We start from the raw sequence: 15,872 nt of genomic DNA on the forward strand, positions 1-15,872 counted from the left end.
TTATTGATCCGGTAAATCGGTCCACTTTTGCTCAGACTGCCCCGAGGCAATGACGGTTTCCAAAAACTGCATACCCCGGATACCATCTGATACAGTTGGAAAATCCATAATTTCTGCTGAGACTGCCGTTCCAGCTCTATGCGCCAAGATGCTTGTGGCAAAATTTTGATAGATATTGGCAAAGGCTTCAATATAACCTTCGGGATGTCCCGCTGGCAAGCGGATATTGTGCTTTGCAAGGGGGGATAAATATGCTTGACCGGCCCTGAAAATTTGCATAGGGGCATCGAGGGGTTTAAAGATTAAAGTGTTAGCATCCTGTTGATTCCATTCTAACCCGGCTTTTTCGCCATAGATCCTGATTTTCAAGGCATTTTCCTCACCAGCGGCCACCTGTGAAGCTGAAAGTACACCCGTGGCACCGTTGTCAAAACGGAGCAGGATATTGCCATCATCTTCAAGCCTTCTACCTGAAACAAAAGTATGTAGATCCGCGCATATCTTGCTGATCTTCAGTCCGGAAATATACTCAGCCAAATGGGCAGCATGCGTTCCAATATCTCCCATGCAGCCACTTTTCCCACTTTTTGATGGATCGGTGCGCCAGGCGGCGAGTGTAAGCCCTGTTTCAATCATATTACTGAGCCAGCCCTGTGGATATTCAACCATCACTTTTCTAATGGCCCCTAATTGGTTTTCGTTTACCAAATAGCGTGCTTGTTTGACCATTGGATAAGCCGAATAAGTATAGGCAACACATAGGGTAAGCCCCGTTTCTTCCACCTTTTTCTGGATCAATTGCGCCTGCTCCAGTGTCAATGTCATTGGTTTTTCAAGCACGACATGGAAGCCATGGTCCAAAGCCATGATGGCTGGTTCGAAATGCGCAAAATTGGGCGTTACGATGCTCACAAAATCCATCCGCTTTTCTTTGGGCAATTTACTTTCCGAAACAATCATTTCTTGATAGTTCGTATATATTCTGTCTTCTGGAAGCGACAGGAGTTTTCCTGATTCTTTCGCCCGGTCAGGATCAGAATTAAGGGCTCCACAGCATAGTTCGATATGACCGTCGATGCCTGCAGCCATGCGGTGGACAGCTCCAATAAAAGCGCCCTGTCCACCACCGATCATACCCATTCGTAGTTTTGTGTTGCTCATGATATGGAATATTGAAATAAATTACTAACTAAGACCTAATAGTTTTTTGTTTAAACGATCATTGGTGTCTACTGCTGCAAAATTATCAAATGCTTTATCAGTGACACGTATGATACAATCTTTAATAAATGGAGCGCCTTCTTTTGCGCCATCTTCCGGATGTTTGAACGCACATTCCCATTCGAGCACCGCCCAGCCCTGGAAATCGTATTGGGTCAGTTTGGTAAAAATGGATTTAAAATCTACTTGCCCGTCGCCTACAGATCTGAAGCGCCCCGCCCTGGATGGCCAGTTTTGAAAACCACCATAAACTCCCTGACGGCCTGATGGCGTAAATTCAGCATCCTTTACATGGAACATTTTGATGCGTTCGTGGTAGATATCAATAAATTGCAAGTAATCGAGACATTGAAGAACAAAATGAGAAGGGTCATATAGAATATTTGCGCGTTTGTGGTAATTGACCTGCTCCAGGAATAAATCAAACGTGGCGCCGTCATGGAGATCTTCACCAGGGTGTAGTTCATAACAAAGGTTCACATCGTATTTTTCACATTCATCCAGGATTGGCAGCCATAATTTTGCCAGTGCAGCAAAGCCTGTTTCCACTAAGTTGGTGGGCCGCTGTGGCCAGGGGTAAATAAATGGCCATAAGAAAGCACCACTGAATGTTGCCAATGCTTTGAGGCCGAGGTTATGGGAGGCTTGTACCGCGTATTTCATCTGCTGAATAGCCCATTGTTGGCGGGCTTGGGGATTGCCATGCAAATTTTTTGGCGCAAAGGCATCAAAAAGATCATCGAAACTGGGGTTGACGGCAACGAGCTGTCCCTGTAGATGGGTTGAAAGCTCGGTAAGTTCTAAGCCATAGGATTGGATTGTAGCTTTGAGCTGCTGCGCATAAGTTTTATCCTGAGCGGCTTTTTCCAAATCTATAAACCGAGGGTCTATGGTTGGAAGCTGTATACCCTTATATCCAAGATCTGCAGCCCATTTACAGATACCTTCTAATGTGTTAAACGGAGCTTCATCGCCGATAAATTGTGCGAGAAAAATAGCGGGGCCTTTAATTGTTGTCATATGTTTTTTCGTTTAAGGGCGGCTCTGACATGTTGTACATAGCTGTGGACGCAGCCCAGTGGAACATCTAATTTAAGCCGACAATTTTAATACTATTATAATGTGGTCATTTCAAGCCATAAGCTTGCTCAATGCAATATTACAAAAAATTGCAACCGGTTGCAATTAAATGGAAAAAAAATCATAAACTTGTAGGAGATAAACTTGAATTACAATTAGAATCCACGTTCGGATCATGGGATTTTATTGTATTTGTAAAACTAAATAATGGTATGGCATGACGCATTTTTCAATGGAAAATGTCGTGCCCATGCATAACCCGATAAACCAATTAATTAAAAATGGCAAGTAATGTATATGATGCTATTGTCATCGGATCAGGGATCACAGGTGGCTGGGCAGCGAAAGAACTGACAGAAAGAGGCTTAAAAACCATCATGTTGGAACGTGGCCGGAATATTGAGCATATTAAGGATTATCCCTCTCCGAACAAAAATCCCTGGGAATTTCCGCATGGGGGTAGCATACCCCTTGACATCGCGAAAAATTACCTGCCTTATGGAGTTAAGAACAGATGGATCACTGAAAGTAATGTTGATTTCTGGACCAATGAAAAGGAAAGTCCGTATACGGAGGTGAAACCTTTTAATTGGTTTAGGGGCTATCATGTAGGCGGACGTTCCTTAATGTGGGGACGGCAGAGTTACCGTTTTTCCGATCTGGATTTTGAAGCCAATATCAGGGATGGACATGGTATTGATTGGCCGATCCGCTACCGTGATATAGCACCCTGGTATAGTCATGTTGAAAAGTTTGCCGGTATATCAGGCAACAGAGATGGAATTGCCGTTTTGCCCGATGGGGAGTTTATGCCGGCTATGGAAATGAACATTGTAGAAAAGGACATGGCCGAGCGCCTCAAGAAATACTATGGTGGCAAACGACATTTTATCATTGGAAGAACTGCCAATATTACGGTCCCGCATCACGGTCGGGTGAATTGTCAATATCAAAATAAATGTGGGCTGGGATGTAATTTTGGGGCTTATTTCAGCACACAGTCTTCCACACTGCCCGCGGCCGTGAAGACTGGGAATCTGACCTTAAGACCCTTTTCTATCGTCAAGAGTATTATTTATGATAAGAATACTAAAAAAGCGCAAGGAGTGGAGATCCTGGATGCCGAGACAAATAAGACCTACGAATATTTTGCAAAAGTTGTTTTCGTATGTGCTTCGACGCTTAATTCAACTTGGGTATTAATGAATTCAGCGACAGATGTATGGGCTGGGGGGCTTGGGAGCAGCAGTGGTGAGTTAGGGCACAATCTCATGGATCATATGTTGAACAGTGGTGCCAGTGGGCGTGTGGAGGGCTATGAAGACAAATATATTTTTGGCCGTCGTGCGAATGGTTTATACGTGCCTCGATTTGCTAATGTGCCTGGAGATACAAAGAAGAGGGATTATATACGTGGATTTGGGTACCAAGGCGGAGCTTCCCGTGGACATTGGTCAGGGGAGGTGGACAACCAAAGTGTCGGTGGAGCATGGAAAGATGCCATATGCGAGCCGGGGTCATGGAACATAGGCTTTAGCGCATTTGGCGAAATACTGCCATATCATGAGAACAAAGTTTCGCTGGATACCTCGACAAAAGATAAATGGGGACTACCTATTTTGGCTATGGACGCCGAGATCAAAGAAAATGAAAAGAAGATACGCATTGATGCGAGCAATGAAATGAAAGAAATGCTTGAATCTATTGGTGTGAAGGAAGTAAATACTTATGATAATGGCTTCAGCATGGGACAGGGCATTCATGAAATGGGCACTGCGCGCATGGGGCATGATCCCAAAACATCTGTATTAAATAAACATAACCAGGTGTGGGATGCCACCAATGTTTTTGTGACCGATGGGGCATGTATGACATCGGCATCATGTGTCAATCCTTCATTGACCTATATGGCTTTAACGGCAAGGGCAGTAGATTATGCGGTAAGTGAATTGAAAAAGGGCAATATTTAGGGTAGGGCATGCCCAGGGCACGGTTTATGACTGGATTTCTCAACCATTAATGGCAAATATGTATCTTTAACAAAAAGGCTATGGATACACGACCTGATTTTCAGAACAAGGATCATCCTTCAGCACCCTATTGGCTGGATCGACTCCTTGTATTCTGTTATAAGGCGCTTGCATGGTTATTTTTGGGAATTTCTATTGGAGCTCTTATTGCCCAGGTCCAGGGATTTATGCCCATCTGGTTCTTTGTGATCCATCTCTTCGGATCGATTGGTATGGGCTGGTTATTCATACGGTTATTTTTTCTGTATAACGACCGTAAACGGGTATCAATGACTGTCGTTCATGGAACAAGTAATGAAAGAGCTGCTGTAGCCCGTCTTGACGCACTTTATACGGGCGGTGTACGCATGCTGGAGGAACGTGATCTGATGATTCTTGAACTAACTGTATTTCCAGTATATGGCATCCCTTATCAGACGACTATCAGCCAGTTTATGACAACTGCTGAAATTGACAAAGTGCAGGTAGCAGAAGCTGTTACTTTTTACGAAGATCCACAAGATCAGGGCTATGGTACTGTAGTTTCAGGATCACCAGTTGATGTAACCCGGTCGGACTTTAATACATTTCAGGCAGATAAAGTCTACCCCAAACGGCAAAGAACAGGGCTCTGGTTATTAATCGGACGCAGGCCAAATCTGTTTACACGAATGGCAAGTGCGGTACTGATCATCACGCTATTCAGCATCGGTTTTCTGTCACCCTATTGGATGACCGATAATGTAGTCTGGCTCGGTTTGAAAGTGCGCTATTTCCCCCAGAAATTGATTTTTCAGGACAAAGGTAACTTTAATCCTGTGGCATTTAGGAAATCCTATGATAGGGCCAGTCAATACATCGGGCAGCAGCGTATAGAGTCATGGCTTTTTTATAAGAGCTTCACACAGGTAACCTTAGAACCGTCAGATAATCCCGGTTTTGTCGAAAGTGTGACTATCAGAGGCAATTCCGTGGGCTGGGGCTTCATGAAGATGCCACTGGATGATCAGGACAGGATGTTTACGTTGGGATCAGCTCCTTATGACCTGCTCAAAAAAGCACTCGATGACGCTGCGACAGATCATGATATCGCGGATATTATGTACATCGGATTTCGCAGGGGCATCCGTTGGGGTACACGTGATCGTCGCATCGCTCCAGATTATTCACGCAATTATGTGGATATTCATATCGTATTTGAGGGTGGAAAGGAATCGCTGCACTATAATGGAAAAACCGGCGAGCGATTGCCTAGGTAAGTAAAAGTTGGGGTTTCACTAGGGAATACTAGCTAAGGACGCGGGGGAAGCTGATCACGCAATCATTGAGCTGATTTTCATGTTGTACTTATAAAAATAATATATATATTTGTTAAATGAGAATGACCGTGATGTTATAAAATCCTTTCTGTGCTTGGTTCTTAAGCATGATACGGTGTATGATTCGCACTGTATAATTTTGTATTGTTTAAATTTTAGGAATAATCTGAACGATTTGGCGAACAGGTAACTGTTGTTCCGTCCAGTCGTTTTACAATTTAAAAATTATGTCGAAAATACTAGGAAAAAAGGAAATAGAACAGTTTATTATCCACGGTTATGTTCGTATTGACAATGCATTTTCACAAGAAATTGCCGATGAGGTTTTAGCGGTTCTATGGAATGATTTGCCCTGTGATAGGTTTGATCCTGCCACCTGGACAGCGCCAGTGATCCGTTTGGGGATGTATACAGATGAACCTTTTGTGGAATCGTTAAATAGCAAAAAACTACATTTAATTTTTAACCAATTGGTTGGTGAAAATAAATGGATTCCTTGTCGGAATGTGGGTACATTCCCAGTGAGATTCCCGGCTATTGAACCGCCTAATGATACGGGCAAACACGTTGATGCAAGTTTCGCGGGCAATGAACCTGCTAATTTTTTAGAATGGTGTATCAATCTCAAATCAAAAGCACGAGCTTTACTAATGCTTGTGCTGTATTCAGATGTCAGCGAAAATGATGCACCCACGGTTATATATGAGGGTTCTCATATGGATGTTGCAAAGCTTTTATCCAAAGAAGGGGATTGGGGGCTTTCATTTATGGAACTCGCGGGCCGTCTGGACAACCTACCCAAGAAAAAGGAAGTCTATGCAACAGGTAAAGCAGGAACAATTTATTTATGTCATCCATTTTTAGTTCATTCTGCCCAACCACATCGTGGGACCATGCCCAAATTTATGGCACAACCGCCCTTGCTGTTAAAGGGGGAACTGTCTATTTCAGGTTCTGAGTCGGGGTATGCCCCAGTTGAACGGGCCATTCGTTTGGCATTAGACCTGTCAAACTAAATTTCACATACAAGAGGTTGCTGGATGTAACCTCTTGTTAGGAACATTGTATGCCTTTCAAATCTTGTTCTGTTTATTTTTCCGTCAGTTCACGGAGATTTGGTCATTTTTTAACCATAATCTTCTCCAGTACTTAGCAGGAGCAGAATGTATGTAGAATGTTTGTATATTTAACCCTAAATTTTGATTATGCGATTGATTGTACTTTTTATTTTGGTAAGTTCATTCACCATGCTGAGGGCACAGCATTTGATTCCATTTAATAAAAATGGAAAATATGGACTTTGCGACATCAACGGAAATATAAAAGTTGAACCTCAATATAACTATCTTTCATTTTTTAATGAAAAGGTAAAGGGCTACAGTATAGAGAGCGAGGGGCTGTTTGGACTGATGGGCGTTAATTTGCAGGTGGTTATTCCCCCTATGGCAGATCAACCTATTTTTGCCAGCGGGGATCACCTGATCGTAAAAAAGGGCAATGAATTGATATATTACGATAACGATTATAAAGAGGTTGAGCGGAGGGAGTTAAATCCGGTAGGACAAGAAAGCGGTCTTGTATATCCGGCTGAATATCCATCGCAATTGGGATATACACGGGAAGAAGTACTTGAGTTGTTCAAGGAAAAGTATGGAAATGTATACAAGTCCGTAAGACTGAACGTATTTTCTGCAAACAGTGCATATTTTCAGATCGAATCGCTTTCGGAAGGAACAAGAAAGAATGAGGGATTATTTCTGCCAAAGACAAAAACGTTGTTACGAAATGACGAGCAGATAAGTTATCAGTCCGCAGTCTGGATACCTTCGAAAAATTGTTATTATATCAGTATAACCCAAGCAGGTAATAACAAAGGAATTATTACAGAAGCAGGGCAGACCGTTTTTGAACCAAAACAGTATACCTATCTTGCTGTTATGCCTCAGTTTATCGCTTATACTGAATCGGAAACCGCTGCTAAAACAATCGCTTATTATTATATTATTCATTCTGGGAAATCGCTCAAAAATGAGTTTTCAAATTTTAGGCATTCAACAACCTTATCAAATCAAGGAAAAGAATTTGAGGTTTTTACAGCTGTCATCGAAAATCCAGATCTGCATCAGACAGAGCAGGTTTATATTGGTGAAAATGGAATGAAATACTACGATCTTGATTTCGTTAAATAAGTTCAGGAGGAATCATGCTGTTATTTGTGGATAGATCCAGTTCCAAAAGTGCTACGGCTAGATTTCTGTTCTGGATGGGTAGATCAGGTTCATTTCCTGTTTTGTGATTTCCAACAAATTCGAAGCCAAATGATCGGTAATAAGCAATGATTTTCCTGTTATCAGCCCAGGTATCCATCCGTATATACTTCAGGTTGTTTCGTATACCGTACAGTTTACTCCAGTGGAGGACCTTGGCAAATTGTTTTTGTCCTTTGAAATCGGGATTTACGACTATCCTGTGCAAATAGATAGCATCTCCTTTATCTCTTTCCTGCCAGATAAAAGGATCGCTAAGCTGTATGGAGAAAACACATAAAAGATCACCATGCTGCACAATCTTATATTGAAGACCATTGTTGATGTCCTTTTGTACGCCCTTTTCATCGATCTTTTCCCATACTTTGTATCCGTTTTTTCCTTGCAATTGCATAGCTTTTCGGAAAAGTTCGATCACCTTATTCCAGTCATTGTGAGTCGTGTTGCTAATATGAAAATCGTTCACTTCCATTTAATCTTTTTTATTTAATACCAGTTCCATTTGAATATTGCAGCGCTTATAAGGTGTGGGATGGCCTACTATTTTCTGAAAGCCCAGTTTATGGTATAAATTGATGGCAGCTTTCAGTATAGTATTGCTTTCCAAGTAAATTTTTGATGCGCCCATTTCTTTCGCTGAAGAGATAATGGCCTGGCCTAATAACCAACCAATGTTTTTCCCCTGTGCGGTAGGTGAAACAGCCATTTTTGCCATTTCATAATCATACTGAGCATCTTCCATTTTGATCAAGGCACAAACCCCTACAGGTTCACCATGGTACAGAGCGACTAATATTTTTCCACCTTTTTGTATTATATATTCTTCAGGATTGTCCAATGCTTTGTGATCAGTTTCTTCCAGCTCAAAGTAGGTCGAAATCCATTCTTCATTGAGCGATTTAAAAATAGGCTGATAGTGGGATTGATATTCCACAAGCTTTACATGCTTACTTTCACGGACCTTCTTTTGTTCAAGTACTCTTTTAAGTAGCGACTTTTGTTCCAACAAAAATTCCCATTCGGCAACAGCTTCCCAGAGATTATGGGTAGCCTCGGCAATGATACCGTCAATGGCCATTTCAATATCGTTGCATTGGATCCTGATCTTTTCCGTTAGTGAAGTCCCCTTATCGGTTAAGCCAACGATATTCCTTCGCTTGTCTTTGGATTTAAGATTATCTTTTACCAATCCAGCTTTAGCCATTTCCTTGATAATTTTGGTGACTGAAGGTTGTGAATGCCCAATTTCGTTTGCTATTGCAGTGATCGTTTTCTCACCATCCTTTGAGAGTAAAAAGAACACAGGAAACCATTTGGGCGAAAAACCATCCATACTATATTGTCTATATAACTGACTAGCATCGTCAGTGAGTTGGGATGTCATTAGACGTAACCTGCTTCCTAATGCAACTTTACCTGTTCTTTCAAATATTTCTGCCATAATATAATTATTTACATAACTAATTATGTAAATATAAGAAGTTTATATTATATAGCATAACTTATCCTTGGGATTTTATGCTGGGCGATGAGAATGGTTTTCGCTACGTTGAGATTTTGCTGCAGTAGTGAATTTCTTAAAGCTGGCCTTGTGATGTTATACCTATAATAGTAATAAGTCACCAATTATAGCTGTTTTATGTAGGCATTATGTAGGTATTATGTATCTTTTATTTAGGTGATTACTTATACATATTATATGGATAATTGTCTAGTTATAGATATAGTATCCTTACTATAATCTTAGAAGAAAGGCATACCAAAGAAACATTTTTGTGCCTCGATCGGACCCGGCGACGCTTCTTTCGAATCCGGATGCTGTTAAACAAGAAAAGCTAATCTTTCGATTAGCTTTTCTTTTGTGATCCCGCTGGGATTGGCTCAGCCCCGCAACTCCCGCGCATATCCCTGAGCCTCCCTCGGATCGAACCCGGCCGACGCTTCTTTCGAATCCGGATACTGTTAAACAAGAAAAGCTAATCTTTCGATTAGCTTTTCTTTTGTGATCCCGCTGGGATTCGAACCCAGGACCCATACATTAAAAGTGTATTGCTCTACCAGCTGAGCTACGGAATCTTACTTCTTTTTTAAACTTTCGTTCCTTGTTTGAAGTGATGCAAAAATAGGGCTTTACAGTCGCTCCTGCAAATATTTTTGCCCTAAAATTGTTGATGAAGCTCTAAAAAGCTGATTCTAAGTCTAAAAAATTAATTATCTTCCAATTCCATAATTTCTTCTGCCAACTGTTCCCACTGCTCCTGATACTGGGTCAACTGGGCTTTCATGGAATTGTACGAACGTGTAGTTTCCTGTAGCTGAGTAGCATCCGAATACACAGCTTCATCAGCTAGTTTCAGCTCCAGATCTTTGACCAGCATTTCCTGTTCTGCAATTTTTTGTTCACAAGCAGCAAGTTCTTTATTCTTTTTGTTCAGCAGGCGACTCCTGTCTTCTGAAAGATGTAACTTTTCTTTTTTGACTTTGGGTTCTTCTTTGATTTTCTTTTGGGGCTTGAGTTCTGTTCTTACCTCACGTTTTGCAGCCCATTCTTCGTATTCTTGGTAAGTGCCTGGATATTCTTTAATTTCTTTGTCTTCGATAAACCAAATTTTATTGGCAACATGATCCAGGAAATATCGGTCGTGGGAGACAACAATAAATGTTCCTTCATACTGTTGCAGCGCTTGAATCAAGATATTAACGGATTGCATGTCCAAGTGATTGGTCGGCTCATCGAGTGCCAGGAAATTGGCATCTGCCGTTAGTGCTTTTGCTAAAGCTACCCGTGATTTTTCACCTCCGGACAACACCTTGATTTTCTTGAAAGCATCATCACCGGTGAAGAGGAAACAGCCTAATATAGAGCGCAGCTCCGTTTCTGTATGCTTTGGTGCAAATGCCTGCAGTTCTGCGAGGATCGAGTTTTCTAAGTGAAGTGCCTCCAGTTGATGTTGTGCAAAGAATGTTTGCGTGACATTGTGCCCATGCTCTGCTTTGCCCTCAAATTGATTGTCTGCTCCTGCGACGATCCGGAGTAGGGTAGACTTCCCTTTACCATTGGCACCGATTAAAGCGATCTTGTCACCCTTTTCAATGATGGCAGAAGTATTTTTCAATATTTCCAGGTTCGGGTAGGACTTAGAAATATTTTCCAATGTCACCACATGGCGCCCTGATGGTTTTGAGAATTTAAAGCTGAAATTTACCGTTGGATTATCATCATCGACATCATCGATTTTCTCCATACGGTCCAAGGCTTTGATCCGCGACTGTGCCATTTTGGCTTTTGAGGCTTTGGCACGGAAACGCTCGATCAGGCGCTCTTCCTGCTTGATCTTTGCCTGCTGGTTTTTGAATTGATTTGCCTGCAGTTCATTTCTTAACTCCTTTTCTTCAAGGTAGAAACTATAATTACCTGCATAAAGAGTTAATTTTCCTTTTCGTGACTCTACCGTTTTCTTAATGATGCGGTCCAGAAAATATCTGTCGTGCGAGACAATGACAATGGCACCGTCAAAAGCCTGTAGATAGTTCTCAAGCCATTTGATCGATGGTAAGTCCATGTGGTTCGTCGGTTCATCCAGTAACAGGATATCCGGGGTCTGCAATAAAATTCGGGCAAGCATGACACGCATGCGCCAGCCCCCAGAAAAGGTTGCTAAAGGTCTCTTCTGTTCTTCCTCCGAAAATCCCAGACCTGCCAGGATCTCATGGGCTTTAAACTCAAGGTTATAGCCATCCAAAGCTTCAAATTCCAATTGCTTATCACTGAGTTTATTCAGGATATCATCTGAATAGTCTGTTTCTAATTTATGTAGCAGGTCCTCAATCTCAGCATGTAGCTGATTCTGGCGCTCGAAAGCTTCCATGGCTACGTACAAAATGCTTTTATCCGAGTGGTAGGACAGTAAGTCCTGATTCAGATAACCGATCTTAAGGTCCTTCGCCATGGATATCGACCCCGATGTTGGCGTATACTGTCCAACGATCAATCGTAACAGCGTAGACTTACCCGCTCCATTGGCACCGATCAGCCCAACTTTATCTCCAAGTTTGATGTGCCAATTAGCTTCATCATACAGGGCACGGGATCCTATTTCAAATGTTAAATTATTTATTGATATCATTTCAACTGCAAAAGTACAAAAGTAATGAATATTTCTTCTTGTTTGATTAACTTTGCCATTATGTATAAATTAGTCAAGCCTATATTCTTTACGATGAATCCAGAGCTGGCACACCATAAGGTGACCGGCGGGTTGAATGTCTTCTCCAAAATCTGGGGAGCCAAGCAATTATTGAATGCGATATATACGGTGGAAGATCCCCGTTTGGAACGTGAAGTTTTTGGTCTCAAATTTAAAAATCCTGTGGGTTTGGCTGCGGGTTTCGATAAAAATGCCGAATATATTGCTGATATGACTAATTTGGGATTTGGCTTTATCGAAATCGGTACCGTGACACCTAAACCACAGCCTGGAAATGATAAACCAAGAATGTTTCGTCTTGTACCGGATAAGGCGCTGATCAATCGGATGGGCTTCAATAACCAGGGGGCAGATGTTGCCGCGAATAGATTGAAAAATCTGAAAGATCGGAAAGGGCTGCTGATTGGCGGAAATATCGGCAAAAATAAAGTCACCCCTAACGATGAAGCCGTAAACGACTATATATATTGCTTCAATGCACTTTTTGATCATGTGGATTACTTTGTTGTGAACGTGAGTTCGCCAAATACCCCCGGTCTAAGGGATCTGCAGGAAAAAGAACCGCTAAAACATATCCTGCGCGCCCTGCAGGAACTGAATAATACGAAGGCAGCACCTAAACCCATCTTGCTCAAGATAGCACCAGACTTGACGAATAGCCAATTGGATGATATTGTCGAGATTGTGCTGGAAACCCGTATTGCCGGTGTGATTGCGACCAATACCACCATTTCTAGGGAAGGATTGAAGAGCCAGCAGGAATTGACACAGGAAGCAGGTGGAGTGAGCGGGCGCCCATTGACCAAACGCTCAACAGAAGTGATCCGTTACTTGAGTGAGAAATCAAACCGTGCATTCCCAATTATTGGTGTTGGCGGTATTCATTCTGCAAAAGACGCTATTGAAAAATTAGATGCTGGGGCCAGCCTTGTTCAAGTTTATACAGGATTTATTTATGAGGGCCCCGGATTGGTGGCGAACATCTGCAAAGGCCTGCTGCAGACAGGACGATAGATATTGCGATGGCTGTGGATTTTAACTTAAAAGATTTTTTGGATAAAAAGGTTGATACTTATAACCAACCCGGTTTTATACAGCACGACCCCATCTCCATTCCACATCAGTTTTCTGCCCGTCAGGATATTGAGATTATGGGTTTTTTGGCCTCGATAATGGCTTGGGGCCAACGGAAGACAATTATCAATAAATGCAATGAATTGATAAAAAGGATGGATGGAAGCCCTTATGAGTACATTATGCAGCATCGTGAGCAGGATCTAAAAAGCTTGCTTGGCTTTAAGCATCGTACCTTTAATGACACAGATATCCTCTATTTTGTATCTTTCTTCAAACAGCATTACCTTCAGTTTGAATCGTTGGAAGATGCCTTTCTGATCAGGCAGGAAACAAAAGAAAAGGTCGATCTTGAACAGGCCTTGAATACCTTTAAGGAATATTTCTTTTCGTTGCCCGATTATCCGCAGCGCACACGTAAACATATCAGTAGCCCAGCCCAAAAATCTACCGTCAAGCGCATCAATATGTTTTTACGTTGGATGGTGCGAAAAGATAACAAAGGGGTCGATTTTGGTATTTGGAACAGGTTGTCGCCACGCGACCTTATTTGTCCATGTGATGTGCACGTAGAACGTGTGGCTAGAAAGCTTGGCCTGATTACGCTGGATAAGGTCAACTGGAAAACCGCACTGGAATTGACCGGAAACCTTCGGTTACTGGACGCTGATGATCCCGTTAAATATGATTTTGCGTTATTTGGCTTAGGGGTGGAAAGAGAACTTTAAGATTCAGCGTCATTTTATTGGACATATATCCTTGTGCTATTGGCACAAATAAGTGCCCCCAATAGTATCTAACTTTTTGGGGGCAGTGTAATTAGGACAGGGGCTCCTGATGCTTGGCTTGGTCAATCTTGATCAATAGATCTACCAAACGGTTAGAATACCCGAATTCATTATCATACCAGCCTACGACTTTGACTAATCCGCCCACGATTGATGTCAGCTGGGCATCAAATACACAGGAATAGGGGTTGTTGATAATATCAACAGAGACGATGGGGTCTTCGGTATAATAAAGGACCTCTTTTAGTTCATTTTCAGCAGCAGCCCGAAATGTGGCGTTGATCTCTTGTACCGTAGTTTCCTTTTCGAGGGTACAGGTGAAGTCAGTCAAGGAGCCATTGAGCACAGGTACCCGTATACCCGCTCCGCCCAGTTTGTTTTGCAGGTGAGGAAAGACGTTGGTAATGGCTTTGGCGGCACCTGTTGTCGTCGGTATAATTGCCGAAGAGGCCGCTCGTGCTCTTCTGAGGTCTTTGTGCGGTGCATCATGGAGGTTCTGATCTCCCGTCATTGAATGTACTGTTGTGATGTATCCATCTTTAATGCCCCAATTGTCATCCAATATTTTGACCAAGGGTGCCACGTTGTTGGTGGTACATGAAGCATTGGATAGGATAGGTGCCGAAAGGTCGACAGTACGGTCGTTAATGCCCAGTACAATGGTCGGAATATCCTTGTCAGTGGGTGGGGCGGAGATAATCACTTTCTTGGCACCAGCGTTCAAATGTAGCTCTGCTTTGTCCCGACTGGTAAAATGACCTGTAGATTCAATGACGACATCGATGTTTAAAACTGACCAGGGCAGTAGAGCTGGATTCTTTTCCCTGGTCACCAAAATCGGATGACCGTTGACAATGATATGGTTCTCATCGTGGGATACAAGACCTGGAAAGGGACCGTGCACCGAGTCATACTTAAATAAGTGTGCCAATGTTTTTGTTTTCGTCAGATCGTTGATGACCACAACCTGAAGTTCATCAAGAGCGTTCCGCAGAAAGATGTTGCGCAGCGTGTTTCTACCGATGCGCCCGAATCCGTTTATGGCTATCTGTAGCATCTCAGCTTATTTATGAAATTGGCTTATCGCCTCATTTATATTTTTTTCACCTTCCCAGTGTGTTTTGAGCTTTCCGTCAGCACCATATACATAGTTTGCCGGAAATTGCGACGGAACGTGTATGCTCTGGATAAAGGTTTGGTCTTTATCTATCAGTACTTCCACGTTGGAAGATTTAGACAATTTTGGCGCAAATGTATCGAAGAAACCTAAGACCAACGCAGGGTCGTTCATAGAGATATAATAGATATTGACATCCTTTAAACGGTCAATGTTTTTTTCCAGCTCAGTGGCTTCATGCTGACAATGGCTACATCCTGGATCAAATAAAATAAACACCGTGTTTTTATCTTTGGCGACATTTTCGTTGGTAACACGTATTCCCGACCGAAGTTGATAAAACGTGAAATTAGGAAGTATCGCTGCCGGCTCTGATGACGGTGCTTGGGGGGCTTGAGCATGGTCATGTCCAGCGTGGTCCTGACTTTCCGCACTGCTTGCTTGGCTACTACTTTCTGCTGTTTGGCCTGTTGTTGTACTGCCATTATTATTGCATGAGTAAAGCATGCTTGCTGCTAATATTGCTGTTGCCCCTAAGATTATTTTTTTGTTCATAGACTACGTTTGATTTTAAACCAGTTTTAGTGATCTGTTATACTTTAGGTCCTGCTAATAAACGATTTGCATTCAAGCTTGGTTTATGGGAAAACATATCGTTTTTCAGGAACACCCTTATGACTTCAAAACTATGAAAAAAATAGGATTATGCAGTGTTCAATATGAAGTTATGACAGTTTGGTGGTTATCACTAAATATGGTTTGATCTAATGGATAAATACTGCAGTATAT

General features: G+C 42.2%; 13 protein-coding genes and 1 tRNA gene. 6 read left to right on the forward strand and 8 right to left on the reverse strand.

Translation table 11 applies throughout. The features are described 5' to 3' along the window. Together HX021_RS02610 and HX021_RS02615 are read right to left on the reverse strand one after the other, a co-directional pair. Positions 1-1,161 carry a Gfo/Idh/MocA family protein gene (locus tag HX021_RS02610; RefSeq protein ID WP_286588146.1) on the reverse strand — a complete coding sequence of 387 codons (1,161 nt, stop codon included), beginning with the start codon at positions 1,159-1,161 and terminating at the stop codon, positions 1-3. A gap of 24 nt (positions 1,162-1,185) precedes the next feature. Then, entirely contained in the window at positions 1,186-2,241 is a 1,056-nt protein-coding gene (locus tag HX021_RS02615) for a sugar phosphate isomerase/epimerase family protein (RefSeq protein WP_286588148.1), read from the reverse strand. Between the two features lie 341 nt (positions 2,242-2,582). Between HX021_RS02615 and HX021_RS02620 the strand changes: the two genes are divergently transcribed. The 4 genes from HX021_RS02620 to HX021_RS02635 all read left to right on the forward strand — a co-directional run bounded on the left by HX021_RS02620 (position 2,583) and on the right by HX021_RS02635 (position 7,818). After that, positions 2,583-4,271 carry a GMC oxidoreductase gene (locus tag HX021_RS02620; RefSeq protein WP_286588149.1) on the forward strand — a complete coding sequence of 563 codons (1,689 nt, stop codon included), beginning with the start codon at positions 2,583-2,585 and terminating at the stop codon, positions 4,269-4,271. Positions 4,272-4,351: 80 nt separating this feature from the next. Beyond that, on the forward strand, positions 4,352-5,569 hold the full coding sequence (locus HX021_RS02625) for a hypothetical protein (protein WP_286588151.1): 1,218 nt from the start codon (positions 4,352-4,354) through the stop codon (positions 5,567-5,569). Positions 5,570-5,856: 287 nt separating this feature from the next. Then, complete coding sequence (locus HX021_RS02630; RefSeq protein WP_286588152.1) at positions 5,857-6,645, forward strand: phytanoyl-CoA dioxygenase family protein; 789 nt, start codon at positions 5,857-5,859, stop codon at positions 6,643-6,645. Positions 6,646-6,834: 189 nt separating this feature from the next. Further along, positions 6,835-7,818, forward strand: coding sequence for a hypothetical protein (locus HX021_RS02635; RefSeq protein WP_286588154.1), 984 nt, complete (start codon positions 6,835-6,837; stop codon positions 7,816-7,818). Here HX021_RS02635 and HX021_RS02640 read toward each other — a convergent pair. From HX021_RS02640 to HX021_RS02655, 4 genes are all read right to left on the reverse strand, one after another. Further along, complete coding sequence (locus tag HX021_RS02640) at positions 7,811-8,368, reverse strand: GNAT family N-acetyltransferase (RefSeq protein WP_286588157.1); 558 nt, start codon at positions 8,366-8,368, stop codon at positions 7,811-7,813. The genes HX021_RS02635 and HX021_RS02640 overlap by 8 nt on opposite strands. Further along, the gene (locus HX021_RS02645) at positions 8,369-9,337 is read right to left on the reverse strand and encodes a bifunctional helix-turn-helix transcriptional regulator/GNAT family N-acetyltransferase (RefSeq protein ID WP_286588158.1); all 969 of its coding nucleotides are present in this window, start codon (positions 9,335-9,337) and stop codon (positions 8,369-8,371) included. 562 nt (positions 9,338-9,899) lie between these two features. Further along, positions 9,900-9,972 (reverse strand) — tRNA-Lys (locus HX021_RS02650). A gap of 131 nt (positions 9,973-10,103) precedes the next feature. Then, complete coding sequence (locus HX021_RS02655) at positions 10,104-12,023, reverse strand: ABC-F family ATP-binding cassette domain-containing protein (protein WP_286588160.1); 1,920 nt, start codon at positions 12,021-12,023, stop codon at positions 10,104-10,106. A gap of 60 nt (positions 12,024-12,083) precedes the next feature. On the opposite strand from HX021_RS02655, the gene HX021_RS02660 reads away from it, so the two are divergent. Both HX021_RS02660 and HX021_RS02665 read left to right on the forward strand, forming a co-directional pair. Beyond that, positions 12,084-13,118 carry a quinone-dependent dihydroorotate dehydrogenase gene (locus tag HX021_RS02660; protein ID WP_286588161.1) on the forward strand — a complete coding sequence of 345 codons (1,035 nt, stop codon included), beginning with the start codon at positions 12,084-12,086 and terminating at the stop codon, positions 13,116-13,118. 8 nt (positions 13,119-13,126) lie between these two features. Next, the gene (locus tag HX021_RS02665; RefSeq protein WP_286588162.1) at positions 13,127-13,906 is read left to right on the forward strand and encodes a TIGR02757 family protein; all 780 of its coding nucleotides are present in this window, start codon (positions 13,127-13,129) and stop codon (positions 13,904-13,906) included. 91 nt (positions 13,907-13,997) lie between these two features. Here HX021_RS02665 and gap read toward each other — a convergent pair whose 3' ends face one another. Further along, positions 13,998-15,023, reverse strand: coding sequence for a type I glyceraldehyde-3-phosphate dehydrogenase (gap, locus tag HX021_RS02670; protein ID WP_286588163.1), 1,026 nt, complete (start codon positions 15,021-15,023; stop codon positions 13,998-14,000). Between the two features lie 6 nt (positions 15,024-15,029). Further along, the gene (locus HX021_RS02675) at positions 15,030-15,638 is read right to left on the reverse strand and encodes a TlpA family protein disulfide reductase (protein WP_286588164.1); all 609 of its coding nucleotides are present in this window, start codon (positions 15,636-15,638) and stop codon (positions 15,030-15,032) included. Between the last annotated feature and the right edge of the window lie 234 nt (positions 15,639-15,872).

The organism is Sphingobacterium sp. N143 (assembly GCF_030325625.1).
GTDB lineage: Bacteria > Bacteroidota > Bacteroidia > Sphingobacteriales > Sphingobacteriaceae > Sphingobacterium.

Coding starts and splice junctions, on each gene's coding strand:
- HX021_RS02610 (WP_286588146.1), bottom strand. CDS start 1,161: ATGAGCAACACAAAACTACGAATGGGTATGATCGGTGGTGGACAGGGC.
- HX021_RS02615 (WP_286588148.1), bottom strand. CDS start 2,241: ATGACAACAATTAAAGGCCCCGCTATTTTTCTCGCACAATTTATCGGC.
- HX021_RS02620 (WP_286588149.1), top strand. CDS start 2,583: ATGGCAAGTAATGTATATGATGCTATTGTCATCGGATCAGGGATCACA.
- HX021_RS02625 (WP_286588151.1), top strand. CDS start 4,352: ATGGATACACGACCTGATTTTCAGAACAAGGATCATCCTTCAGCACCC.
- HX021_RS02630 (WP_286588152.1), top strand. CDS start 5,857: ATGTCGAAAATACTAGGAAAAAAGGAAATAGAACAGTTTATTATCCAC.
- HX021_RS02635 (WP_286588154.1), top strand. CDS start 6,835: ATGCGATTGATTGTACTTTTTATTTTGGTAAGTTCATTCACCATGCTG.
- HX021_RS02640 (WP_286588157.1), bottom strand. CDS start 8,368: ATGGAAGTGAACGATTTTCATATTAGCAACACGACTCACAATGACTGG.
- HX021_RS02645 (WP_286588158.1), bottom strand. CDS start 9,337: ATGGCAGAAATATTTGAAAGAACAGGTAAAGTTGCATTAGGAAGCAGG.
- HX021_RS02655 (WP_286588160.1), bottom strand. CDS start 12,023: ATGATATCAATAAATAATTTAACATTTGAAATAGGATCCCGTGCCCTG.
- HX021_RS02660 (WP_286588161.1), top strand. CDS start 12,084: ATGTATAAATTAGTCAAGCCTATATTCTTTACGATGAATCCAGAGCTG.
- HX021_RS02665 (WP_286588162.1), top strand. CDS start 13,127: ATGGCTGTGGATTTTAACTTAAAAGATTTTTTGGATAAAAAGGTTGAT.
- gap (WP_286588163.1), bottom strand. CDS start 15,023: ATGCTACAGATAGCCATAAACGGATTCGGGCGCATCGGTAGAAACACG.
- HX021_RS02675 (WP_286588164.1), bottom strand. CDS start 15,638: ATGAACAAAAAAATAATCTTAGGGGCAACAGCAATATTAGCAGCAAGC.